The organism is Pseudonocardia terrae (assembly GCF_021343995.1).
In the GTDB taxonomy this organism is placed as follows: Bacteria; Actinomycetota; Actinomycetes; order Mycobacteriales; family Pseudonocardiaceae; genus Pseudonocardia; species Pseudonocardia terrae.
This window is the reverse complement of record NZ_JAJTTE010000004.1, coordinates 107399-127884: the sequence shown is the minus strand read 5'-3', so window position 1 is coordinate 127884 and position 20486 is coordinate 107399. Positions and strand designations below refer to the sequence as shown.

The 20486-nt window shown below is 73.9% G+C and carries 22 protein-coding genes; 5 read left to right on the top strand and 17 right to left on the bottom strand.

Features of this window, described 5'->3' with window-relative positions; translation table 11 throughout:
• Positions 1-11: 11 nt before the first annotated feature.
• Complete coding sequence (locus LWC33_RS04085; RefSeq protein ID WP_233302841.1) at positions 12-203, bottom strand: hypothetical protein; 192 nt, start codon at positions 201-203, stop codon at positions 12-14.
• 123 nt (positions 204-326) lie between these two features.
• Here LWC33_RS04085 and LWC33_RS04080 point away from each other — a divergent pair, with 123 nt between their 5' ends.
• Positions 327-497: a hypothetical protein gene (locus LWC33_RS04080; protein ID WP_233302840.1), complete on the top strand. Its 171-nt coding sequence runs from the start codon at positions 327-329 to the stop codon at positions 495-497.
• Between the two features lie 51 nt (positions 498-548).
• On the opposite strand, the gene LWC33_RS04075 is transcribed toward LWC33_RS04080, so the two are convergent.
• The 7 genes from LWC33_RS04075 to LWC33_RS04045 form a co-directional block, all read right to left on the bottom strand.
• Positions 549-1367, bottom strand: a complete 819-nt coding sequence (locus LWC33_RS04075) for a DUF1707 SHOCT-like domain-containing protein (RefSeq protein ID WP_233302839.1) — start codon at positions 1365-1367, stop codon at positions 549-551.
• A gap of 49 nt (positions 1368-1416) precedes the next feature.
• Positions 1417-2214, bottom strand: a complete 798-nt coding sequence (locus LWC33_RS04070) for a TIGR03943 family putative permease subunit (protein ID WP_233302838.1) — start codon at positions 2212-2214, stop codon at positions 1417-1419.
• Positions 2211-3239, bottom strand: a complete 1029-nt coding sequence (locus LWC33_RS04065; protein WP_372476547.1) for a permease — start codon at positions 3237-3239, stop codon at positions 2211-2213. The genes LWC33_RS04070 and LWC33_RS04065 overlap by 4 nt, the downstream gene beginning before the upstream one ends.
• Before the next feature lie 68 nt (positions 3240-3307).
• Positions 3308-4090, bottom strand: a complete 783-nt coding sequence (locus tag LWC33_RS04060; protein ID WP_233302837.1) for an adenylyltransferase/cytidyltransferase family protein — start codon at positions 4088-4090, stop codon at positions 3308-3310.
• Positions 4091-4153: 63 nt separating this feature from the next.
• Entirely contained in the window at positions 4154-5020 is an 867-nt protein-coding gene (catA, locus tag LWC33_RS04055) for a catechol 1,2-dioxygenase (protein WP_233302836.1), read from the bottom strand.
• Between the two features lie 5 nt (positions 5021-5025).
• Positions 5026-6600: a 4-hydroxyphenylacetate 3-hydroxylase family protein gene (locus LWC33_RS04050; protein WP_233302835.1), complete on the bottom strand. Its 1575-nt coding sequence runs from the start codon at positions 6598-6600 to the stop codon at positions 5026-5028.
• 79 nt (positions 6601-6679) lie between these two features.
• Positions 6680-7243 carry a flavin reductase family protein gene (locus tag LWC33_RS04045; protein ID WP_233302834.1) on the bottom strand — a complete coding sequence of 188 codons (564 nt, stop codon included), beginning with the start codon at positions 7241-7243 and terminating at the stop codon, positions 6680-6682.
• Positions 7244-7380: 137 nt separating this feature from the next.
• Here LWC33_RS04045 and LWC33_RS04040 point away from each other — a divergent pair, with 137 nt between their 5' ends.
• Positions 7381-8214, top strand: a complete 834-nt coding sequence (locus LWC33_RS04040) for an IclR family transcriptional regulator domain-containing protein (RefSeq protein WP_233302833.1) — start codon at positions 7381-7383, stop codon at positions 8212-8214.
• 20 nt (positions 8215-8234) lie between these two features.
• Here the strand turns inward: LWC33_RS04040 and LWC33_RS04035 are convergent, their stop codons facing one another.
• Both LWC33_RS04035 and LWC33_RS04030 read right to left on the bottom strand, forming a co-directional pair.
• A complete protein-coding gene (locus tag LWC33_RS04035; protein WP_233302832.1) occupies positions 8235-9155 on the bottom strand; it encodes an alpha/beta hydrolase in 921 nt (306 codons plus the stop codon).
• 10 nt (positions 9156-9165) lie between these two features.
• Complete coding sequence (locus LWC33_RS04030) at positions 9166-10836, bottom strand: flavin-containing monooxygenase (protein ID WP_233302831.1); 1671 nt, start codon at positions 10834-10836, stop codon at positions 9166-9168.
• Between the two features lie 264 nt (positions 10837-11100).
• Between LWC33_RS04030 and LWC33_RS04025 the strand changes: the two genes are divergently transcribed.
• Positions 11101-13464 carry an ATP-binding protein gene (locus LWC33_RS04025; RefSeq protein WP_233302830.1) on the top strand — a complete coding sequence of 788 codons (2364 nt, stop codon included), beginning with the start codon at positions 11101-11103 and terminating at the stop codon, positions 13462-13464.
• A gap of 7 nt (positions 13465-13471) precedes the next feature.
• Here the strand turns inward: LWC33_RS04025 and LWC33_RS04020 are convergent, their stop codons facing one another.
• Positions 13472-13882, bottom strand: coding sequence for a winged helix-turn-helix transcriptional regulator (locus LWC33_RS04020; RefSeq protein WP_233302829.1), 411 nt, complete (start codon positions 13880-13882; stop codon positions 13472-13474).
• Positions 13883-13965: 83 nt separating this feature from the next.
• Here LWC33_RS04020 and LWC33_RS04015 point away from each other — a divergent pair, with 83 nt between their 5' ends.
• Positions 13966-14820 carry an SDR family oxidoreductase gene (locus LWC33_RS04015; protein WP_233302828.1) on the top strand — a complete coding sequence of 285 codons (855 nt, stop codon included), beginning with the start codon at positions 13966-13968 and terminating at the stop codon, positions 14818-14820.
• 16 nt (positions 14821-14836) lie between these two features.
• Here the strand turns inward: LWC33_RS04015 and LWC33_RS04010 are convergent, their stop codons facing one another.
• From LWC33_RS04010 to LWC33_RS03985, 6 genes are all read right to left on the bottom strand, one after another.
• Positions 14837-15556, bottom strand: coding sequence for a DUF1990 family protein (locus LWC33_RS04010; RefSeq protein WP_233302827.1), 720 nt, complete (start codon positions 15554-15556; stop codon positions 14837-14839).
• The gene (locus LWC33_RS04005; protein ID WP_233302826.1) at positions 15553-16602 is read right to left on the bottom strand and encodes an NAD-dependent epimerase/dehydratase family protein; all 1050 of its coding nucleotides are present in this window, start codon (positions 16600-16602) and stop codon (positions 15553-15555) included. Before LWC33_RS04005 ends, LWC33_RS04010 begins: the two co-directional genes overlap by 4 nt.
• Before the next feature lie 123 nt (positions 16603-16725).
• Positions 16726-17295: an Lsr2 dimerization domain-containing protein gene (locus LWC33_RS35770; RefSeq protein WP_308190901.1), complete on the bottom strand. Its 570-nt coding sequence runs from the start codon at positions 17293-17295 to the stop codon at positions 16726-16728.
• Positions 17296-17371: 76 nt separating this feature from the next.
• A complete protein-coding gene (locus LWC33_RS03995; RefSeq protein WP_233302825.1) occupies positions 17372-18034 on the bottom strand; it encodes an NADPH-dependent F420 reductase in 663 nt (220 codons plus the stop codon).
• A gap of 47 nt (positions 18035-18081) precedes the next feature.
• Positions 18082-18861, bottom strand: coding sequence for an SDR family oxidoreductase (locus LWC33_RS03990; RefSeq protein WP_233302824.1), 780 nt, complete (start codon positions 18859-18861; stop codon positions 18082-18084).
• Positions 18861-19871, bottom strand: a complete 1011-nt coding sequence (locus LWC33_RS03985) for an aldo/keto reductase family protein (RefSeq protein ID WP_233302823.1) — start codon at positions 19869-19871, stop codon at positions 18861-18863. Before LWC33_RS03985 ends, LWC33_RS03990 begins: the two co-directional genes overlap by 1 nt.
• A gap of 106 nt (positions 19872-19977) precedes the next feature.
• On the opposite strand from LWC33_RS03985, the gene LWC33_RS03980 reads away from it, so the two are divergent.
• Positions 19978-20478 (top strand): DUF1269 domain-containing protein, encoded by a 501-nt coding sequence (locus LWC33_RS03980; protein WP_233302822.1) that lies wholly within the window; start codon positions 19978-19980, stop codon positions 20476-20478.
• Positions 20479-20486: the final 8 nt, after the last annotated feature.

The window sequence follows — 20486 nt, the reverse complement described above, 5'->3', positions numbered from 1 at the left end:
GTCCGGCGCGATCAGTCGGTGCCCGACGGTCCGGGCTCGTCCGGCAACGGACCGCTGGGGTTCTCCTGGCCGGGGGCGGCCGACTGCTCGTCGCCGCGCTCGGTGCCGATCTCGTCCTCGGCGAGGGCGGGGATGCCCTCCTGCTCCGACACCGTCCCCTCCAGACCGCCGCCGGCGACGCGCTCGTCGGGTTGCTCGGACATGTCGACCTCCTCGGTTCCGGGACCGGGTGCGTACCCGCTCCCGCGGACGTTTCACGGCCGTCGTGACGGGGATGCCGCTCGTGACCGCGCCCCGGCAGCCACGGAGAGCCAGTGGAGGGACCTATGCCGAATCCCGACCCCGATCCGCGCGACGACGAGGCGGCCCACCCGGCGTCCGAGCCCGTCGAGGCGCGGACCCGCGACGTCGACCCGGGCACCGCCCGTCCCACCGACGACGGGCGGGACGAGCGCACCGACGCCGAGCGCGAGGCCACCGAGTTCGGCGGGGAGTGACCCGTCGCCACGGGCCGTCCGGCGAGCGGCGAGGGAGAACGCGAGGGTGGGTCAGGTCGCCTCGTGGGGATGGACCGCGATGATCGAGCCGTCCGGCCGCGCCTGGAGATAGCCGGTCTCGCCGTTGTCGTTCGAGGCGTAGACCGCGATCCGCGGGCCGGCGCCCTCGTCGTCGATGATCAGGTAGCGGCTGGTGGGGTCGGCGACCTTCAGGCTCTCCGGTGCACCGGCCACCAGCCCGAGCGCGGTCCGCGCGTCGATCGTCGCGAGGTCGACGACGGGCTGGTTCGCGTCCCGGGTGGTGACCGGGCCCGGGCCGTCGAGGCCGCCGCGGTAGGTGTAGGACTGCACGCGACCCGGCGAGCCCTCGACCGGGACGGTGAGCACGGCGTAGTCCGGGTAGGCCGTCGCGTCGGCGACGACCGCGCTGCCCAGCCGCGAGCGCAGGTCCTCGACCAGGCGCCCGAAACCTTCCGGGGTGTGCAGCCCGGCCGGGGTGACGACGACCGGGGCGACCTGGCCGCCCGCCGCGGCGGTCCCGGGCGTGGTCGCCACAGGCGCGCTCGACCTACCGGTGGCGTGCCCGATCCCGAACCCGACGCCGAGCAGGGCCAGCGCGACCACCACCCCGGCCCATCGCGCGCCGCGGGAGCGCTGGGGTCGGTCCCGGGGCAGCAGCGCGATCGGACGCTCGAGCTGCAGGTCCGCCACCAGCGCCTTCAGCTCACCGAGCGTGCCGGCCCGCAGCGCGGTGGCGGTGCGCTCGCGGTGCTCGGATCCGTCCATCTGCCCTTCCGCGTACGCGGTGTCGAGGGCGTTGCACAGCGCGTTCCGGTCCGCGTCGCGGGCCCGGGTGCGGAGGGAGGACACGGCCGGATCGTAGGACGGGGATCACACCACATCGGACCGGCCCCGCCCCTCAGGGCACCTCGTACGGGTCCTGCGGGGCGGCGACGGGGCGGACCTCCAGCGCGGTGATCCTGGCGGTGTGCGTCCCGTCGCCCGGGGCGTAGGTGCCCGTCACCTGCTGCCAGGAGTTCTTCGCCGGGACCCGCTCCGTCGGGGCGCCGGCGACCTCGACGAGGTAGCTGCGGGCGTCGGCGGCGCAGCAGCTGATCACCATCCGGCTCAGGTACCAGCCGCCGGCCTCGCGGGGCGTGACGAACCCGGTGAGCACGACGGTGTGGCCGGCCAGCGTCCGGCCGTCGTCCCAGGCGGCACGCTCGGCGTAGTCGTGCAGCGCGACCGGGACCGGATCGGGCCCCGCGAGGGCCTCGGTGGCCACGGCCGCGGGACGCGGCACCTCGGCGCCGGCACGGCTCGCGGCGAAGGCGCCCAGCGCGGGCGGCGGCACGAGCAGCACGAGGAAGACGGGCAGCACCAGCAGCCAGCCGACGCCCGGGACGCGGGCGTGGTCGTGCCCCTCCGCCTGCTCCTCGGCCCGCAGCCGGTCGAGGGTCTCGCGGTCCGCGGCCAGCGGGCCGCGGGTGTGCACGCGGGCCCGGGCCAGCCGGGCGGCACCCGCCGACTCCTCCGGCGCGGCCCGCAGGCCGGCGACGACGCCCCACAGCCCGACGGCCGTCAGCAGCCCGCCCGCGGTCGCGAGCAGGGGCCCGTGGCCCGGCCGGACGTAGTCGACGTAGCCGCCGAACACGACCTGCTGGACCGCCACCGCGCCGAGCACGAACAGCAGGATCGGCGCCACCAGCCGGTTCACAGCAGGATCCCGCCGACGAGGGCGCTCACCGCGACCGCCACCACGAAGGTCGCGGGCGCGAAGCGCTGGGCGAAGCGGCGGCCGAACGTCCCCACCTGCATCGCCACGAGCTTGAGGTCGACCACCGGCCCGACGACGAGGAAGGCGAGCTTCGCCGTCAGGGAGAACCCGGACAGGCCCGCGACCACGAACGCGTCGGCCTCCGAGCACACGCACAGCACCACGGCGAGCAGGGCCAGCACCAGCACCGAGACGACCGGGACCCCGCCGATCCCCGTGGTCCAGGCCGGGTCGACGACGACGTTGAGGGTCGCGGCGGCCAGCGCGCCGACGGCGAGGAAGCCGCCGGCGTGCAGGAAGTCGTGCTGGAGCGTGGTGCGGAACCGCTCGGCGCGGGTGCCGCCCTCGCGGTGCGCGGGCCGCGGCGGCCGCAGCCACCCCGGCCGGCCCAGCGCCGACCACAGCCAGCCCATCACCAGCGCCACGAGGAGCCCGCCGACGGCACGCGCCGCCACCATCTCGGGGTTCTGCGGGAAGGCCACGGCGGTCGCGACCAGCACGACCGGGTTGATCGCGGGGGCCGAGAGCAGGAAGGCCAGGGCCGCCGGCGCCGGCACCCCGCCGGCCACCATCCGCCCCGCCACCGGCACGGACGCGCACTCGCACCCCGGCAGCACACCACCCGCGACGCCGGCGACCGGCACCGCGACGGCCGACCGTCGGGGCAGCACGCGGGCCAGTGCGCCCTCCGGGAGGAAGGCCGAGATCGCCGCCGAGAGCAGCACGCCCAGCACCAGGAACGGCACCGCCTGCAGCACGATCGCCACGAACACGGTCGACCAGGTCTGCACGGCCTCGTTCGTGCCCACGACCAGCTCGAACGCGTACCGCCCGACCAGCGCCGCCACCGTCACGCCGAGCAGGACGATCGGCACCACCGGCAGGGGCGGCGGCTGCCGCACCCGATCACGATGTCCCGCCTGCGGCGCGGCACCGTGCCCGCCGTCGGCTCGGGTCTCCGTCACACGTTCCCCTTCCGTGGGCCCTCTGCTTGTCGGGCCACGGCGGGGGCCGTTACGGATCCCGGCTCACGTCACGCGAGCCGCTCGAGGAGATCGACGGCGACCGGCCCCTCGGCGGGCCGGGTGACCAGCAGCGTCCGTCCCTGCACCGCGACGGCCGCCGGCTCGCCGTCGACGCGGGCCCGGTAGGGGCCGTCGGGCGGCAGCGCGATGCCGTCGGGGACGGTCAGCACGGGCCCGTCCGGCACCGCGGGGATCCGGTGCGGGCGGCCGAGAACCCGTCCGGCGCCGACGAGGTCACCCGCCGCCACGAGCTCGCGGACGCGGGTGGACGAGCAGCCGGGCAGCAGCGCGACGCCGTGGGCGGCGAAGCCGTGCCGGGCGCCGAGCCGGCGGAGCAGCCGGACGTCGCCGGCCCCGCGGTGCCCGAAGCGGAAGTTCTCCCCGACCACGACGTCGGTGGCGCGCAGGGCGCGGACCAGTACGTCCCGCGCGAAGTCGACGGCCGGGGTACGCGCGACCTCGCCGTCGAAGGGCAGCACGAGGACGGCGTCGGCGCCGCGCGCGCGGGCGAGCTCGGCGCGCCGGTCCAGGGTGACGACCGGGGTGGTGTCGCGGGCCGGCCCCGCCACGGTCGCCGGGTGCGGGTCGAAGGTGGTCAGCACGACCGGGAGCCCGCGGCGCCGGCCGAGCTCGACCGCCCGGTCGAGCAGCCGGGCGTGGCCGCGGTGCAGCCCGTCGAACACCCCGAGGGTGACCACGGAGCGGCCCCACCACCAGGGGACCTCGCCGACGCCGCGCCAGTACCCGCGCGTGCCGGTGTCGGGCCGGACGGGGTCGAGCAGGACCGTCATGACGGACCTCCGGATCGTCGGGTGCCGCCCGGCCCCGGGCGGACCGGGGCCGGGCGACGCCGGTCAGGCGGGCTCGAGGACGAAGTCGTAGACCGTCGTCCAGCTGCCGTCGGACTGCTGGCGCGGGTCGAGGACGAGCTCGTCCTTGGTGGCCGAGGCGACGTCGGAGTCCAGCCACTCGCCACCGGTGAAGTAGAGCTGGGTGGTGACCTGGCGGTGGCCGTCGGCGCGCACCATCAGGTGCAGGTGGGCGGGCCGCCAGGGGTGCCAGCCGGCGGCGGCGATCATCGCGCCGGTCGGGCCGTCGGTGGGGATCTGGTAGGGCGCGGGCTTGATCGTGGTGATCGCGAAGCGGCCGTGGGCGTCCGTGACGATCACCCCGCGGAGGTTGCCGTCGGGCAGGTGCGGGGCGAACCCGGAGTAGTAGCCGTCGGCGTCGGCCTGCCAGAAGTCGACCTCGGCGCCGGCGAGCGGGCGGCCGTCGAGGTCGCGGACCTGGCCGGAGAAGACGAGCTTGTCGCCCTTCTCGTCGGGCCGCATCGGCAGCGTGGCGACGGCGCCGAGGCGCTGCTGGCCGGGCAGGTAGTACGGGCCCTCGATGGTGCCGGTGCTGCCCTGCTGGGTCTTCGCGGCGACCTTCTCGACCTCGTGCTCGACGAAGACGTCGAGGAACAGCGGCCACTCGCCGCCCTCGCCGAGGTCCATCAGCCAGCGCTTGACCGCCTGGAACTCGGGGTAGGTCACCTCCTCCTCGCGGATGACCTGGTGGATCGCGTCCAGGGTGCGCCGGATGAGTCGGTCGGCGCGCTCGGTCGAGGTGCCGGCCGCGCCGCGGCGCTCGCCGCTGGCGCGGAAGGCCTCGGAGGCGTTGGCGCCCGAGCCCGCGGCGGTGGGGGACGGTCGGGTTGCCCGATCAGGGGTGGTGGTCATGAGGATCAGCCCCGGTTCCTCAGGAAGGAGACGTCGTCGTTGCCGATCAGGTCGGGGACGGTCCAGCCGTCCAGGTCGTACTCCGAGAGGCACTGCTCGGCCAGGCCCTTCATGTGCGCCGTGGTGCCCTGGGCCTCGGCGGCGAACAGCAGCTCGGCCTTCACGTTCTCGTGGTTGCCCGAGTAGTTGCGCTCGTAGAGCTCGTGGCGGCCGCCGAACTCGGACCCGACCGCGTCCCACAGCGCCTTCATGACCTTGACCCGGTCGACGGCCTCGTAGCCGTTCGAGCCGCGGACGTACTTGTCGAGGTAGGGCCGGACCTCGGGGGTCTTGAAGTCGATCGAGTGCGAGTTGAGGTAGATCAGCCCGGACGCGACGTCGGACTCGATGATCTCCTTGATCCGCGGGTAGGCCTGGATCATCAGCATCCGGTAGGTCAGGCCGTAGTCCAGCTTGGGCAGCAGCGCCCCGTTGGTCCACTCGTCGGGGTTGCGGGCCATGGCGTCGGCCAGCGCGAAGAAGGTGTTGCGCCAGCCGACGACCTCGCCGACGCGGGTCTGCACGCCGCGGAAGTCCTTGCTGCCGGTGATCTCCAGGGCCTTGAGCAGCAGCCCCGCGATGAAGTCGATCTTGGTGGCGAGCCGGATGCAGCCGTGGAAGGTGAAGCGCGGGATGAAGCCGGAGACCGGGAAGAAGCCGTTGATCTTCTCGATGTCGCCGTAGAGGAAGACGTTCTCCCACGGGACGAGGACCTTGTCGAACACGAAGATGGTGTCGTTCTCGTCCATCCGCGAGGACAGCGGGTAGTCGAACGGGCTGCCCATCACCGCGGCCTGCTGGGTGTAGGAGGTGCGGCAGATCAGCTTGATGCCCGGCGCGTCCATCGGCACCGTGCAGATGAGCGCGAACTCCTTCTTCTTGATCGGCAGCCCGTAGTGGGCGATGAAGTTGTAGTTCGTGATGGCCGAGCCGGTGGCGACGACCTTGGCGCCGGACACGATCAGCCCGGCGTCGGTCTCCTTCTCCACCTTCATGAACACGTCGCCGACCTCGTCCGGCGGGAGGTTGCGGTCGACCGGCGGGTTGATGATGGCGTGGTTCCAGTACAGGACCTTCTCCTGCGACTCCTTGTACCAGCGCCGCGCGTTGTCCTCGAACGGTGCGTAGAACTCGGAGTTCGCGCCGAGGGTGCCGAGGAAGCTGGCCTTGTAGTCGGGGGAGCGGCCCATCCAGCCGTAGGTCATCCGCGACCAGGTCTCGATGGCGCGGCGGTCGGCGAGCAGGTCGTCGACCGAGTGCGGGGACCGGAAGAACGGGTGGGTGACACCGCCGTTGCCGGTGTCGGTGGGCACGGTCAGCTTGTCGCGGGTGGCCGGGTCGTGCAGGGCGTCGTAGAGCCGTGCGGTCATCCGGACGGGGTTGCGGAAGGCAGGGTGGGTGGTCACGTCCTTGACGCGCTCGCCGTAGACCCACACCTCCCGGCCGTCCTGGATGGACGAGATGTACTCGTCGCCGGTCATGGGAGCGGTCGCGGTGGGAGCCGCGGCGTCGGTGGCGGTGCGGTCCTGCTGGAGCGTCATGGCTCGGGCCCTTCTTCTGCGATGAATACGGGTCGTGACGTGCGGGATCAGGCGCGTGCGGGATCAGGCGCGTGCGGGATCAGGCGGCGTGCGGCCGCAGCGGGGTGAAGATCGTGGTCGCGTCGAACCAGCCGGCCTCGGGGCAGTCGAGCGAGCCGCCCCAGTGGGTGCCGGTCTCCCGGGGGCCGATCTCGCGGAAGGCGCCGGCGTAGAAGAGCAGCGGTTCGGCGTCGGTGACGGCGATGTGGTCGACCTCGCCGACGACGATCAGGTGGTCCCCGCCGTCGTAGGTGCGCCACGGGCGGCAGGAGTAGACCGCCGCGGAGCCGACGAGCACCGGTGCGGTCGGACCGTCGGCCCATTCGGGTCCCGGGTCGGCCGGGCGGCCGGCGAAGTGCCACGCGGTGTCGATCTGGCCGGCGCCGAGGACGTTGACGGCGAACGGCGCCCCGTCCAGGTACCCGCACGCCTTCGACTTCCGGGTCAGCGTGACCTGGCAGAGCGCCGGCTCGAGCGAGACCGCGGTGAAGGCGTTCACCGTCGCGCCGTGCGGCGTCCCCTCGTCGTTCCGGCAGGTCACCACGGTGACGCCCGTGGCGAAGCGGCCGAAGGCATTGCGCAGGTCCCGGGGCGGAACCGTCATCTCGCACCTCCCTGTGCGGCGGTCGTACGCTGTGCGTACAAACTGCACGCGTTGCGTTCAACGGGCCCGAGAGTGCCCCAGGCCACGTGCAGCGGTCAAGCCCTCGTTCCCGAAAGCGGTACGGAAGGATGGGGTGGATGAGCACCGGCGACACCGGGCGGGAAGCCGAGCGGGGCACCGAGCGGGACTACGTGCAGAGCCTCGAGCGGGGCTTCGCGGTGCTGCTCGCCTTCGACGAGGAGATGAGCACCCCGACGCTCGCCGAGCTGGCCGCCAAGACCGGTCTCTCGCGGCCCGCCGTCCGCCGCCTGCTGCTCACGCTGCAGCGGCTCGGCTACGTCGCCAACCGGGGAACCCGCTGGTCACTGACCCCGCGCGTGCTGACGATCGGGCAGCACTACAGCGCGACCAACGCGCGGATCGGGCTCGCCCAGCCGCACCTGCTGCGCCTCGCCGAGCGCACCGGCGAGTCGGCGTCGCTCGCCGAGCTCGACGGCGCGGAGGTCGTCTACGTGGCCCGGGTTCCGGTGCGGCGGATCATGAGCATCAACGTCACGGTGGGGTCCCGGGTCCCGGCGCACGCGACGTCGATGGGCCGGGTGCTGCTCGCCTGGGCCGGCCCGGCCGCCATCACGCGTTTCCTCGAGGAGACCCCGCTGCACCGGCACACGCCGCGCACCATCACCGACCCGGCCGACCTGCGGATGGCCCTCGCGGAGGTCCGCGAGCAGGGGTGGGCGATCGTCGACGGCGAGCTGGAGGAGGGGCTGGTCTCCGCCTCGGCGCCGGTGCGCGACCGGACCGGGGCGGTGGTGGCGGCCCTGGCTTCGTCGACGTCGGCCGGCCGGCTCGCCCCCGAACGGCTCCGCGAGGAGACCGTTCCGCTGCTCGTCGAGACCGCCACCGCGATCTCGACGGAGCTGGGCTGGTCGCCCCGGACCCCGCCCGTCGTGCGCGACGGGTTCTTCTGACCGGTCGCTCCTCCCTCCGGTCACAGCGTCGCCCGCAGGTGGTCGACCGCCGCGGCGTGGATCTCGGCGCTGCGGGGCACCGCCGCGGAGGCCCAGTAGAGCGCGTGCACGAGCCCGTCCACCCGGCGGACGGTGACCGGGACCCCGGCCGCCCGCAGCTGCGCCGCGAACGCCTCACCCTCGTCCCGCAGCGTGTCGAACTCCGCGGTCACGACCAACGTCGGCGGCAGCCCGGCGAGGTCGGCGGTGTCGAGGGCCAGCCGTGGGTCGGCGAGATCGGCGGGTCCGCGCACGTACTGCGCGCCGAACCAGGCGAGCGCGTCGAGGTGGATCAGGTAGCCCTCGGCGAAGTCGCGCCGCGAGGCGGTGTCGGCGGCCGGGGAGACCAGCGGGTACAGCAGCACCTGGGCGCGCACCGCGGGCTCGCCCTCGTCGCGCGCCCGCAGGACCGCGGCCGCGGCGAGGTTCGCGCCGGCGCTGTCCCCCATGACCGCGATCCGGTCGGGATCGCCGCCGTGGGCGGAGATCTCCTTCGCGGTCCAGCGGAGGGCGGCCGCCACGTCGTCGTGTGCGGCGGGGAACCGCGCCTCGGGGGCGCGCCGGTAGGTCACCGAGACGACCACGGTTGCGGCGTCGAGGGCGAGGGCACGGGCGGGTCCGTCGACGACGTCGAGGCCGCCGGCGACGAACCCGCCGCCGTGCACGTGCACCACCACGGGGAACGGCCCGGCGCCCGGCGGCACGTAGATCCGGGCGCGGTGGGCGGGATCGGGGCCGTAGGTCACGTCGGTGACGGCCGCGACCTCGCGCGGCGGTTCCTGCAGCGCCGTGAACGAGTCGACGGCCTGCCGGGTGGCGTCCACACCGATCGTCTCGAAGGAGCGGAAGCCGGTGCGGGCGAGCCCGTCGAGCAGGGCGGCGACGGCGGGGTCGAGAGGCATCGTCGTCCCCTCAGGCCTGCGCGACCGCGCGGTCGGCAGTGTGGACGGGGCGGTCGGAGCCGGCGAGCAGCCGGAACCCCTCGTACCCCCGCGCGACGACCTCGTCGCACTTCGCGCGGTAGGCCGGTGCCCCGCCCAGGTAGACCAGGACGCGACGCGGCTTCCCCGGGACGTTGCGGCCCATGTACCAGGAGGTGGGGGAGTCGGGCAGGAGCGTGGCCCGAGCCAGCTCCTCGGTGTGGACGACCCACTCGTCCTCCGCCTCGGCCGTGGGCTCGACGACCGCCCGCCCGGTCGCGCGCAGGTGCCGGAGGGCGTCGGCGGTGAAGTCGACATGGTCCTCGATCGCGAGCGGCATGTTGTAGAGGACCGACGGGCTCTGCGGGCCGGTGATCATGAAGAGGTTGGGGAAGCCGGCGGCCATCAGGCCGAGGTAGGTCCGCGGCCCGTCGGCCCAGTGGTCGGCGAGGCGCAGCCCGTTCCGGCCGGTGACGCCCATCGCGAGCAACGGCCCCGTGCAGGCGTCGAACCCGGTGGCCAGGACGAGGACGTCGAACTCGAGCTCGGTGCCGTCGGCGAGCCGGACCCCGCGCGGGGTGACGGCGTCGATCGGGTTCGTGCGGACGTCGACGAGGCTGACCGTCGGCCGGTTGTACGCCTCGTAGTAGTCGGTCTCCAGCGGGGGCCGCTTGGTGCCGTACGGGTACCCCTCGGGGGCGAGCAGGCCGGCGACCGCGGGGTCGTCCACGCGCTCGTGGATGCGGTCGCGGATGTACGCCGCGACCGTGTCGTTGGCCGCCCGGTCGAACAGGATGTCGCCGAACGAGTCGATGAAGAGCCGGAAGCCGCCGCGGTCCCATCGATCGTCGAACACCTGCCGCCGCTCCTCGGGCGTGACGGCCAGGGCCGAGGGCTGCACGTCCGAGTACGGGACGCCGAGGAAGTGGTTGCGGGACGCGGCGCGAATGGCGGAGTAGTCGGCCTTCTCCGCGGCCTCCTGGTCGGGGTCGGTGGGGTGGTTGCCGATCGGCGTGGCGTAGTTGGGGGTGCGCTGCAGCACGGTCAGGTGCCCGGCGGTCTTCGCGATCTCGCTGATGGCCTGGATGCCCGAGGAGCCGACGCCGACGATCCCGACGCGCTTGCCCGCGAAGGAGACCTCCTCGTGCGGCCAGTTGCCGGTCTGCAGGACCGTGCCGGCGAAGTCCTCGATCCCCGGGAACTCCGGCTTCTTCGGGACGGACAGCGTGCCGGCGCCCGAGACCACGTACCGGGCGCGGTGGGTCCCGCCGGTGTCGGTCGTGGCGGTCCACAGCGACTCGGCGTCGTCCCAGGTGAGCGAGGTGATCCGGGTGCGGAACCGGATGCTGCGCCGCAGGTCGAAACGCTCGGCCACGTGCTCGAGGTAGCGCAGGATCTCCGGCTGGGCGCAGAACCGCTCGGTCCAGTGCCACTCCTCCTGGAGGTCCTCGTCGAACGAGTACGAGTAGTGGACGCTCTCGATGTCCACGCGGGCGCCGGGGTAGCGGTTCCAGTACCACGTCCCGCCCACGTCGCCCGCGGCGTCGAACGCGATCACGTCGAGCCCCAGGTCGTCGCGCAGCACGTGCACCGCGTACAGGCCGGCGAACCCGGCTCCGACGACGATCGCGTCGTGCGTGTCCTGGGCAGCGGAAGTCACCACGGGATCCAGCCTCCTTGGATGGGTTCGGTGGGCGCCCCGTCCGACGGCCGCGAAGACGCTGGTGGGACGGGGTGAGCGCGGTCCTGAGAGTGGCGGGGCGGGCTGCGGGCCCGACAGGGCGAGACCACCCCATCCGCCACCCCACTCGCGGGGACGGGCGGGTGGGTGGCCCTCCGGGTACACCCGTCCGGGCGCGGGTGGCCCCGCCCGCGTGGTCCGCCGTGCGATGCTCGTGATCCCCGAGCACGACGGTCAGGAGGCGTCATGGCGGACGTCACCGGGGGTGGGCGGGCTCCCGCCGCCCTCCGGGGCCTGCGGCCCGCGGTCACGCGGCTGACCAGCTTCGTCGGCCGCCGGCAGGCGGTGGACCGGCTGCACGCCGAGCTGCACGCCGGGCGGCTGGTCACCGTCACGGGGCCGGGCGGGGTCGGCAAGACCCGCACGGCCCTCGCCGTCGCCGAGGCCGCCGACTTCCCCGACGGCGTGCTGCTGGTGGAACTCGCCAGCGTCACGGATCCCACGCAGGTCGCCCCGGCCGTCGCCACCGCCCTCGGGGTGCCCGACCAGTCCAACCGCGACGCGGTGGACCGGGTCGTCGACCACCTCTCCGGCGCGTCGGCGCTGCTCGTGGTGGACAACTGCGAGCACCAGCTCGAGGCCAGCGCGCTGCTGATCGTCCGGCTGCTCGATGCGCTGCCCGGGCTCACGGTGCTCGCCACCAGCCGGGAGCCGCTGGGGGTCCGCGGGGAACAGGTGCACCTGCTCGCCCCGCTGGGCGTCCCCACGGAGTCCGACGCCGAGGGCGACTCCTCCCTGGAGCACGTGCCGGCGGTGCGCCTGCTGGTGGACCGGGCCCGGGCCGTGCTGCCGGACTTCACGGTGACCCCGGAGAACCGGGCGGCCGTCGTCGCGCTCTGCCGCCGGCTCGACGGGCTGCCGCTCGCGATCGAGCTCGCGGCCGTCCGGCTGCGGTCGCTGTCGGTGTCCCAGGTGGTGGAGCGGCTCGAGCGACGCTTCCCCCGGCTCGCGGGCTCGGACCCCGCTGTCGACCCGCGGCAGCGGTCGCTGCGCGCCCTCATCGACTGGAGTCACGATCTGTGCGGCCCGGACGAACGGCTGCTGTGGGCCAGGCTGTCGGTGTTCCCGGCGGCCGTGGACCTGGAGACCGTCGAGGGCGTGTGCGGGTTCGGCGAGCTGACGGCCGACCGCCTGCTCGACGCGCTCGACGGGCTCGTCGGCAAGTCCGTCGTGGTCGCCGACCGGGACGGGGAGCGGCTGCGCTACCGCCAGTTCGTCACACTGCGTGAGTACGGGGCCGAGATCCTCGCGGGCTCGGGCGAGCAGGACGTCGTCCGCCGCCGGCACCGCGATCACTTCATCGAGCGCGCCCGCGCCTCCGTGGCGCGCTGGTGCGGGCCGCACCAGGCCGCCGACCTCGCACGGTTGCGCGAGGACCACCCGAACCTGATCACCGCCCTCGCCTGGTCCGTCGACACCCCGGGCGAGGCGCCGGCGGGTGCCCGGCTCGCCGTGCTGCTGCGCTACCACTGGATCGCAGGCGGCTTCCTGACCTACGGGCGGCGCTGGCTCGAACGCCTGCTCGCTCGGCTCGACCCCGGTCTGCCCGAACGCGGCCACGCGCTGTGGGCCGCCGCGTGGGTCGCGCTGATCCAGGGCGACCGTGGCGTCGCGCGGACCTACCTCGCCGAGTGCACCGACCTCGCGGACGCCCTCCCGGACCGGGCCATGCAGGGACATGCGGCGCACTGGCGGGCCCTGCTGGACCTGTTCGAGGGCGACCTGCAGGCGGCCGCCCGGCTCTACGACCGCGCGATCGCGATCCACCGGGACGTGGGCGACGTCGGTTCCGAGCTCACCGCAGCCTTCCAGCTCGCGATGGCCCAGGCCTACGCCGGCGATCCCGGTCGGGCGTTGCGGACGTGTGCGGCGGTGGTCGCCCGGGCGTCGGCCGACGGCGAGTCGTGGAACCGGGGGTACGCCCACTGGGTCGCCGCGATCAGCCACCTGCACCTGGGTGACCTGTCGCGCGCCGAGGAGGCCGTGGCCGAGACCATGCGGATCGAGCAGGACTTCCGCGACGGCGTGTGCACCGCGCTGTGCATCGAGGTGTGCTCGTGGATCGTCGCGGCAGGGGGGCGGGCGGCCGATGCCGCCGCGCTGTCCGGCATGTCGGCCTCGGTGTGGCGGCGCCTCGGCACCTCGCTCGACGCCTTCGGCCCGCACGCCAGCGCCGAGGGCAGGCGCCACACGGGGTTGGTGGACCGGAAGCTCGGAGAGGCGCGGGCCGCCGAGATCCGGGCGGAGTACGGCCGGGTCGGCCTGCAGGAGGCCGTGCGGCTCGGGATCGAGCTCGGGTGCGGCGGCGGGCGTACGCCGGAGCCCCCCGCCGCCGCGAGCCGGACCGACTCCCCGCTGACCGCGCGGGAGGAGCAGATCGCCGAGCTGATCGCCACGGGCCTGAGCAACAAGGCGATCGCCCGCGAGCTCACGATCTCACCCCGCACGGTCGACGGGCATGTGGAGCGCATCCTGCGGAAGCTGGACTTCACCTCCCGCACCCAGATCGCCTCGTGGCTCGCGGCCTCGGCTGTCCGGGCGCGGTCCTGAGCGGCGGTCAGTCCGTGCGGGAGTCGTAGCGCTCGCGGGCGGCGGACATCTCCGCGACCGAGCCCTCGAGCAGGTCCGCGAGCCCGCGCAGGCTGTCGGCGACCTTCTCGCCGAGGGCCGTCAGCGCGTACTCGACCCGGGGCGGGATCGTGCTGTGCACCTCCCGGGTCACCAGGCCGTCCCGCTCGAGGGTCTGCAGGGTCTGCGAGAGCATCCGCTCGCTCACGCCGTCGACGCGCCGGCGCAGGGCGTTGAACCGGTAGCGGCCCTCGCCGAGTGCCAGCAGGGCGAGGATTCCCCACTTGCTCCCGATCTCCTCCAGAGCCGTGCGCGACGCGCAGTTGCGGGCGAACACCGTGGTCACGAGCTCGTCGGACGGGTCGCAGGCGGGGGCCGGGTCCGGGGCTCGTGTGGTCACGCTCTCAGGATACAGCGCTGCGGGAAGCGCTTGTGCTTACGAAAAGTTAGTACTGTCGAAGCGCACACCACCTGGGAGGCGACATGACCACCTACGCAGTCACCGGAGCGACCGGCCACCTCGGGGCCCTGGCGATCGAGGCCCTGCTCGAGAAGGGCGTCCCGGCCGGGGACGTCGTCGCGGTCGTCCGGGATCCGGAGAAGGCGGCCCCGCTCGCCGCACGCGGCGTCCAGGTCCGCACCGCGGACTACGCGCAGCCGGAGACCCTGCGGACCGCGCTCGCCGGCGTCGACCGCCTCCTGCTCGTCTCGGGCAGCGAGGTCGGCCAGCGGACCGAGCAGCACGGCAACGTGATCGACGCGGCGAAGGAGGCCGGCGTCGCACTGATCGCGTACACGAGCATCTCGCGCGCGGACAGCACGGGCAGCCCGCTGGCGCCGGAGCACAAGGCCACCGAGGAGCTGCTGGCCGCGTCGGGCGTGCCGCACACGCTGCTGCGCAACAACTGGTACGTCGAGAACTACACCGTCCAGCTCGCCGACCACCTCTCCGGCGGGGCGATCGTCGCCGCGGCCGGAGACGGCCGGGTGGCCATGGCGGCCCGCCGCGACTACGCCGAGGCCGCGGCGGTCGTCCTGACCGGTGAGGGCCACGCCGGGAAGACCTACGAGCTCGCCGGCGCGCCCTTCACGTTCAAGGAGCTCGCGGCCACGATCACCGAGGTCGGCGGGCGAGAGGTCGAGTACCGCCCGGTGGGCGCGGCCGAGCTGACCGCCGTCCTCACCGGCGCCGGGCTCGACGAGGGCACGGCCGGGTTCGTCGTCGCGCTCGACGAGAGCATCGCCCGGGGCGACCTGGACATCGAGAGCAGCGACCTGGCCGAGCTGCTGGGCCGCCCGCTCACCCCGGTCGCCGACGTGGTGCGCGCCGCGCTCTGACGCGCCACCCGGCGGCTCACGCCCGGTCCACGGCCGGCGGCAGCAGCCGTCGCCCGTGGACGGGGTGCGCCACGCGAAGGCGGGCGTGGTCCCACGGGTCCGGCCGGGCGTCGCCGGGGACCAGTATCAGCGGGCCGGTACCGGGGACGCGCCGTCCCGGCGGCTCCAGGACCGCCCGCTCCCGCACGCGCTCACCGATCCGCCGGTAGAAGCGGAGCTGGCTGCGCCGGCCGAACACTCCCCAGCCGAGCCCGAACACCGGACCGAGCCGCGGATCGGGCCTCCAGCGCACGCTCGCCCGGAACTCCACCCGGCCCGACGCCCGGTGCTTCGCCACCCGGTACAGCACCCGCCCGCGCTGCAGGTGGCCGTCGAGCGTGCTGTACGCCCAGCCCCAGATCCGCCAGCCGTCCTCGTCGGCGTGGTCGACGACCTCGGTGATCCGCACGCCCATCAGGAAGCGCAGCGGGCCGAAGCGCCCGTCGAGCAGGATGTCCCGGCCGAGCAGCGCCGAGTCGCGCAGGTAGGCCGCGCGCAGCAGCTCCGGCGGGGTGAAGTCGTAGTCCCGCACGAGCGCCGTCGCCCGCTCCCAGATCCCGTTCGGCAGGGGCCCCCCCGGCAGCTCGGTGCCCAGCTCGTGCACGTGCTCGTCGACGGTCCAGCCCGCCTCCACCTCCGGCTCGTCGGTGACCGCGCGCTCGCGCAGCCCCTCGACGACGGCGCGCAGCCCGCTCATCCGACCGCGAGCGCGGGGCTCGGCGTGGTCGCGTCGTCGACCACGCCCTCGAGCAGGATCCGCAGCGCCTCGGCGGTGCCGGTCTTCGGCGCCCAGCCCAGCTCCAGCCTGGCCCGTCCGGTGTCCATGACCGGCGTGCGCACCGCGACGTCGAACCACCCGGCCGACATCGCCAGCGCGTGCAGCCGGAACAGCAGCTCGACGACGGCCCGCGCCAGGTCGTGCGGCACCGGGACCGGCCGCGCGCCGATCAGCGCCGTGAGCTGGTGCGCGTCGAGGGCGTCGGCCGCGATGTTGAACGCGCCCCGGGACCGCCGCTCGAGGATCGCGGCGAACGCCCGGCCGAGGTCGTCGGCGTGCACGAACTGCAGGACCGTCCCGGTCGGCATCGGGAACAGCGGTATCCGGCCGTCGCGCAGCCGGGCGAGCAGCGGACGCGGCACGGCCGGGCCGAGGAAGAGCCGGGCCATCTCGCGCGCGGCCTCGCGCTGCACGACCAGCGTCGGCCGGACCCGTGCGACGGCGACGCCCGGGTTGTCCCGCTCGAACGCGTCGAGCATCCGCTCCGCGATGATCTTGTCCCGGCTGTAGGCCGAGCGCGGCTGTCCCGTGACCGGCCAGCTCTCGTCGACGGGCCGGGCCGGGTCCCGCGGTGCCGAGGCGTAGGCCCCGAGCGACGAGGCGAAGACGAGGTGGCCGACGCCGGACCGGCGGACCGCCCGCAGCAGCGCCGCGGTGCCGTCGACGTTCGTGCGCCGCATAGCCGCCTCGTCGCGCACCGGCTGGATGGCCCACGCGAGGTCGACCACGGCGTCCGCCCCGGTGAACACCTCCACGAGCCGCCGCTCGGCGTCGGCCCTGGTGAGGTCGATCGCGTGCCACTCGGCGGCGTCGTAGGGCGGCACGGGCGGCGGCGGACGCCGGCACACGGCGTGCACCCGCATGTCGGGCACCTCCCTCAGCACCCGCAACAGCCCGGTCCCGACGTTCCCCGAGGCGCCGACCACCACCACCGTGCGCCCGGGGGTGCCTCGCAGCTCCGGCATCCTGCTCCCTCCGTCGTCCGGAAAGGGCATTACCGGTACGGGGCGACTCAACCCCCCACACGCGGAAGGGCCTCCGACACGCGGTCGGAGGCCCTTCCCCGTGCTGTTCCCGACGGTCCTTCCTCAGCTCGCCGCGGCGACCTTCTTCCGGGTCCGCCGCTTCGGCTTCGGCTCCGATTCCGCCTGCGGTTCCGCAGCGGCTTCCGAGGAGACATCCGGGGTGGGTTCCGGCGCCGCTTCCCGGGGGGCATCCGGCGCGGCTTCCGGCTCCCGTGTCGAGGCGCCGCGATTCGCGTACGCCTCGAGCACGTTCGACGGGATCCGCCCCCGTTCGGAGACCTGGAACCCGGCCGAGAGCGCCCACTCACGAATGGCGGCATTCTCCTCCCGCGTCTTGCCCGCGGAGGAGGCGACCCGCGCGTAGTTCCTGCGCCCCGATCCGGAAGGAGCGCGGCGGGCGGCGCCGACGAACGGCGCGAACACCTCCCGCAGTTCCGACGCGTGCTGCGCGCTGAGGTCGATCTCGAATTCCTTGCCGTCCACAGTGAACGTGACCGTTTCGTCCGCCCGTCCGCCGTCGAGGTCGTCCACCAGCGTGATATTCGTAATCTTCGCCATCATCCACGTCCGATCGCCGTACTCGCGGGTTGCCCCGATTCTCCACGAATTCCGCAGAAAGTCGAGGATGGTCACGCGAGAGTGGTGATTCGAGCACCGGGAGTGCCATTCGGCGCCCGTTCTCCGGGGGGCGACCCATGAGTGGGAGGAGTCAGGCGGCGCGGAACTCCGTCGGCCGCTCCGGGGTGGCCTCGGCGAGGGCCTTCAGGGTGCGCTCGACGTCGTAATCCTTGCCGTACACCGGGGTGCCGGGCTGCTGACGCCAGGACTCCTCCAGCGGGCCGGCGTCGACCGGGTCGAAGCCCAGCTCGTCGACCAGGGCGGAGACGGTGTCCCGGCCCGGGCCGTCGGCGCCCGCGATCGGCAGCGCGATCCGGCCCTCGGCGCCGCGCGGCTTCCCGCGCTCCAGCAGGTGCTTCCAGTAGATCCCGTTGAAGACCTTGTAGACCGGCGTGCCGAGGAGCCCGGCCACCCACACGCTCTCCGGGGTGCCGTTCTCGAGCGCCTCGATCCGGCCGTCGCGCTGCTGCGGGTAGTAGTTGTTCGTCTCGATCACCGGAGCTCCCGGCTTCGCCGCCGACACGATGCCGGGTTCGAGGTCCGGGGTGTTCTTCTGCGGGATGCTCACGATCACGACGTCCGCGTCGACCGCCGCCTCGCGGGCCCACACCGGGGTCGCGCCGGTCTCCGCGGCCAGCTCCGCCAGCGTCTCCGGGGCCCGGGAGTTCGCCACCCGGACCTCGTGACCCAGGGCGGCGAGCCGCCGGGTCAGCGTGCCGCCGATGTATCCCGCACCGATGATTCCGATCCTCATGTCCGCGGCAACCGGCGTCGCCCTGACGAGCATTCCCGAGACGTGGGCTACAGCACTCCGGGGTACGCGCCGCCGTCGATCAGCAGGCTCTGGCCCGTGATGAAGCCCGCCTGCGCGGAGCAGAGGAAGGCACAGGCGGCGCCGAACTCGGCGGGCTCGCCGAACCGCCGCGCCGGGATCGTGGCCCGCCCGTTCGCCGCGACCTCATCCACGCTCACGCCCTGCCGCTCCGCGGTCCGGCGCTGGAGCGAGGCGAGCCGGTCCGTCGCGAAGGACCCCGGGAGCAGGAAGTTGATCGTGACGTTGGCGTGGGCCACCGACCGCGCGACGCCGGCGAGGAACCCGGTCAGCCCGGCGCGGGCGCCGCTGGACAGGTCGAGCCCGGACAGGGGCATCTTCACCGAGCCCGAGGTGATGTTGACGATCCGACCGAACCGGCGCTCCACCATCCCGTCGACGACCGCCTGGACGAGCCGGATCGGGGTGGCCATGTTGGACCGCACGCCCGCCAGGAGGGCCTCCTCGTCGACCTGCCGGAAGTCGCGGGCGGGCGGGCCGGCGTTGTTGTTCACCAGCACGTCCACGTGCGGCACCGCGGCCAGCAGCCGCTCGGGGCCGCCCGGGGTGTTCAGGTCCACCCCGACCGGGACCACCTCGGCCCCGGTCGCCGCGGCGATCTCTGCGGCCGCCTCCTCGGCGGCCGCCTGCTCCCGCCCGTTGACGACGACGGTGCAGCCCGCGCGGGCCAGCTCCTCGGCGCACGCCCGCCCGAGCCCCCGGGTGGAGGCGCAGACGACCGCGGTGCGGCCGGCGATCCCCAGGTCCATCAGACGGGCCGCCGCGTCGGGGTGGAGCGGGCGACGAGCGCGGGGTCGCGGGTGACGGCCTCGCCGAGCACGTCGTCGATCGCCGCCATCGCGTCGGCCGGGATGCGCACGCCCGCGGCCTTCACGTTCTCCTCCACCTGCTCGGGCCGGGAGGCGCCGACCAGGGCGGCGCAGACGTTGCGGTTCTGCAGCACCCACGCCACGGCGAGCTGGGCCATCGTCAGCCCGAGGTCGCCGGCGATCGGGCGCAGCTTCTGCACGCGGGCCAGGGTGTCGTCGGTGAGGAACCGCTTGATCGCGTCGCCGCCGCCCTTCTCGTCCGTCGCGCGCGACCCCTCGGGCCAGGCCTCGCCGGGCTGGTACTTGCCGGTGAGCACGCCCTGCGCGATCGGCGACCAGACGATCTGGCCGATCCCCAGCTCCTCGGAGGTGGGCACCACCTCGTCCTCGACGATCCGCCAGAGCATCGAGTACTGCGGCTGGCTGGAGACCAGCGGGACCCCGAGGTCGACGGCCAGGGCGTGGGCCCGGCGGATCTGGTCGGCCGTCCACTCGCTCACTCCGATGTAGAGCGCCTTGCCCGCCCGCACCACGTCGGCGAACGCCTGCATCGTCTCCTCGAGCGGGGTGAACCGGTCGTAGCGGTGCGCCTGGTAGAGGTCGACGTAGTCGGTCCCGAGCCGGCGCAGGCTCCCGTCGATGCCCTCCAGGATGTGCTTGCGCGACAGGCCCTGGTCGTTCTTCCCGCGCGGCCCCACCGGCCAGTAGACCTTCGTGAGGATCTCCAGCGACTCGCGCCGCTCCCCCTTGAGCGCGGCGCCGAGCACCTCCTCGGCGCGCCCGTTGGCGTAGACGTCGGCGGTGTCGAAGCTGGTGATCCCGTGCTCCAGGGCGGCGTGCACGCACTGCGTCGCGACGTCGTTCTCCACCTGCGACCCGTGCGTCAGCCAGTTGCCGTAGGTGATCTCGGAGATCTGCATGCCGGAGCGGCCGAGGTAGCGGAAGTCCATGACCCCCATCGTGCACCCGTCGAGGTTCGCCCCCGGCGGGTGAGGCCCGTCGCCGCGGGGGCCACGACAGTCGCCCTTCCGACACATCTCGAGGAGAGGCGGATCCATGACGACGCTGACCGTCTGGAAGTTCGACGAGCCGGGCGGCGCCCGCAGCGCGCTGGACCTGGTGGAACGACTGCAGAAGCAGGAGTTGCTGACGCTCGAGGACGCGGCCGTGGTGACGTGGCCCGAGAACCGCAAGAAGCCGAAGACCGAGCAGTTGCACAGCATGTCCGGGGCCGGGGCGCTCGGCGGCAGCTTCTGGGGTCTGTTGTTCGGGCTGCTGTTCTTCGTCCCGCTGCTGGGCATGGCGGTCGGGGCGGCGATGGGCGCGCTGGCGGGCTCCATGTCGGACGTCGGCATCGACGACCGCTTCATCAAGGAGGTCCGCGAGAAGGTCACGCCCGGCACGTCGGCGCTGTTCCTCATGACCTCGCGCGTCGTGCAGGACAAGGTGCTCGACGAGTTCCGCGGCACCAACGCCGAGCTCATCTCGACGAACCTCTCCAACGAGCAGGAGCAGAAGCTGCGGGAGGTCTTCGTCGAGGAGCACGAGACCGCCTGAGGCGAGGT

What these genes read in the sequence shown, in the direction of transcription:
- LWC33_RS04035 (WP_233302832.1), bottom strand. Translation starts at nt 9,155, where the DNA reads ATGCCTCTCGACCCCGCCGTCGCCGCCCTGCTCGACGGGCTCGCCCGC.
- LWC33_RS04005 (WP_233302826.1), bottom strand. Translation starts at nt 16,602, where the DNA reads ATGCCGGAGCTGCGAGGCACCCCCGGGCGCACGGTGGTGGTGGTCGGC.
- LWC33_RS03980 (WP_233302822.1), top strand. Translation starts at nt 19,978, where the DNA reads ATGACGACGCTGACCGTCTGGAAGTTCGACGAGCCGGGCGGCGCCCGC.
- LWC33_RS04085 (WP_233302841.1), bottom strand. Translation starts at nt 203, where the DNA reads ATGTCCGAGCAACCCGACGAGCGCGTCGCCGGCGGCGGTCTGGAGGGG.
- LWC33_RS04025 (WP_233302830.1), top strand. Translation starts at nt 11,101, where the DNA reads ATGGCGGACGTCACCGGGGGTGGGCGGGCTCCCGCCGCCCTCCGGGGC.
- LWC33_RS04010 (WP_233302827.1), bottom strand. Translation starts at nt 15,556, where the DNA reads ATGAGCGGGCTGCGCGCCGTCGTCGAGGGGCTGCGCGAGCGCGCGGTC.
- LWC33_RS04045 (WP_233302834.1), bottom strand. Translation starts at nt 7,243, where the DNA reads ATGACGGTTCCGCCCCGGGACCTGCGCAATGCCTTCGGCCGCTTCGCC.
- catA (WP_233302836.1), bottom strand. Translation starts at nt 5,020, where the DNA reads ATGACCACCACCCCTGATCGGGCAACCCGACCGTCCCCCACCGCCGCG.
- LWC33_RS03990 (WP_233302824.1), bottom strand. Translation starts at nt 18,861, where the DNA reads ATGGACCTGGGGATCGCCGGCCGCACCGCGGTCGTCTGCGCCTCCACC.
- LWC33_RS04050 (WP_233302835.1), bottom strand. Translation starts at nt 6,600, where the DNA reads ATGACGCTCCAGCAGGACCGCACCGCCACCGACGCCGCGGCTCCCACC.
- LWC33_RS03985 (WP_233302823.1), bottom strand. Translation starts at nt 19,871, where the DNA reads ATGGACTTCCGCTACCTCGGCCGCTCCGGCATGCAGATCTCCGAGATC.
- LWC33_RS04080 (WP_233302840.1), top strand. Translation starts at nt 327, where the DNA reads ATGCCGAATCCCGACCCCGATCCGCGCGACGACGAGGCGGCCCACCCG.
- LWC33_RS03995 (WP_233302825.1), bottom strand. Translation starts at nt 18,034, where the DNA reads ATGAGGATCGGAATCATCGGTGCGGGATACATCGGCGGCACGCTGACC.
- LWC33_RS04040 (WP_233302833.1), top strand. Translation starts at nt 7,381, where the DNA reads ATGAGCACCGGCGACACCGGGCGGGAAGCCGAGCGGGGCACCGAGCGG.
- LWC33_RS04060 (WP_233302837.1), bottom strand. Translation starts at nt 4,090, where the DNA reads ATGACGGTCCTGCTCGACCCCGTCCGGCCCGACACCGGCACGCGCGGG.
- LWC33_RS04015 (WP_233302828.1), top strand. Translation starts at nt 13,966, where the DNA reads ATGACCACCTACGCAGTCACCGGAGCGACCGGCCACCTCGGGGCCCTG.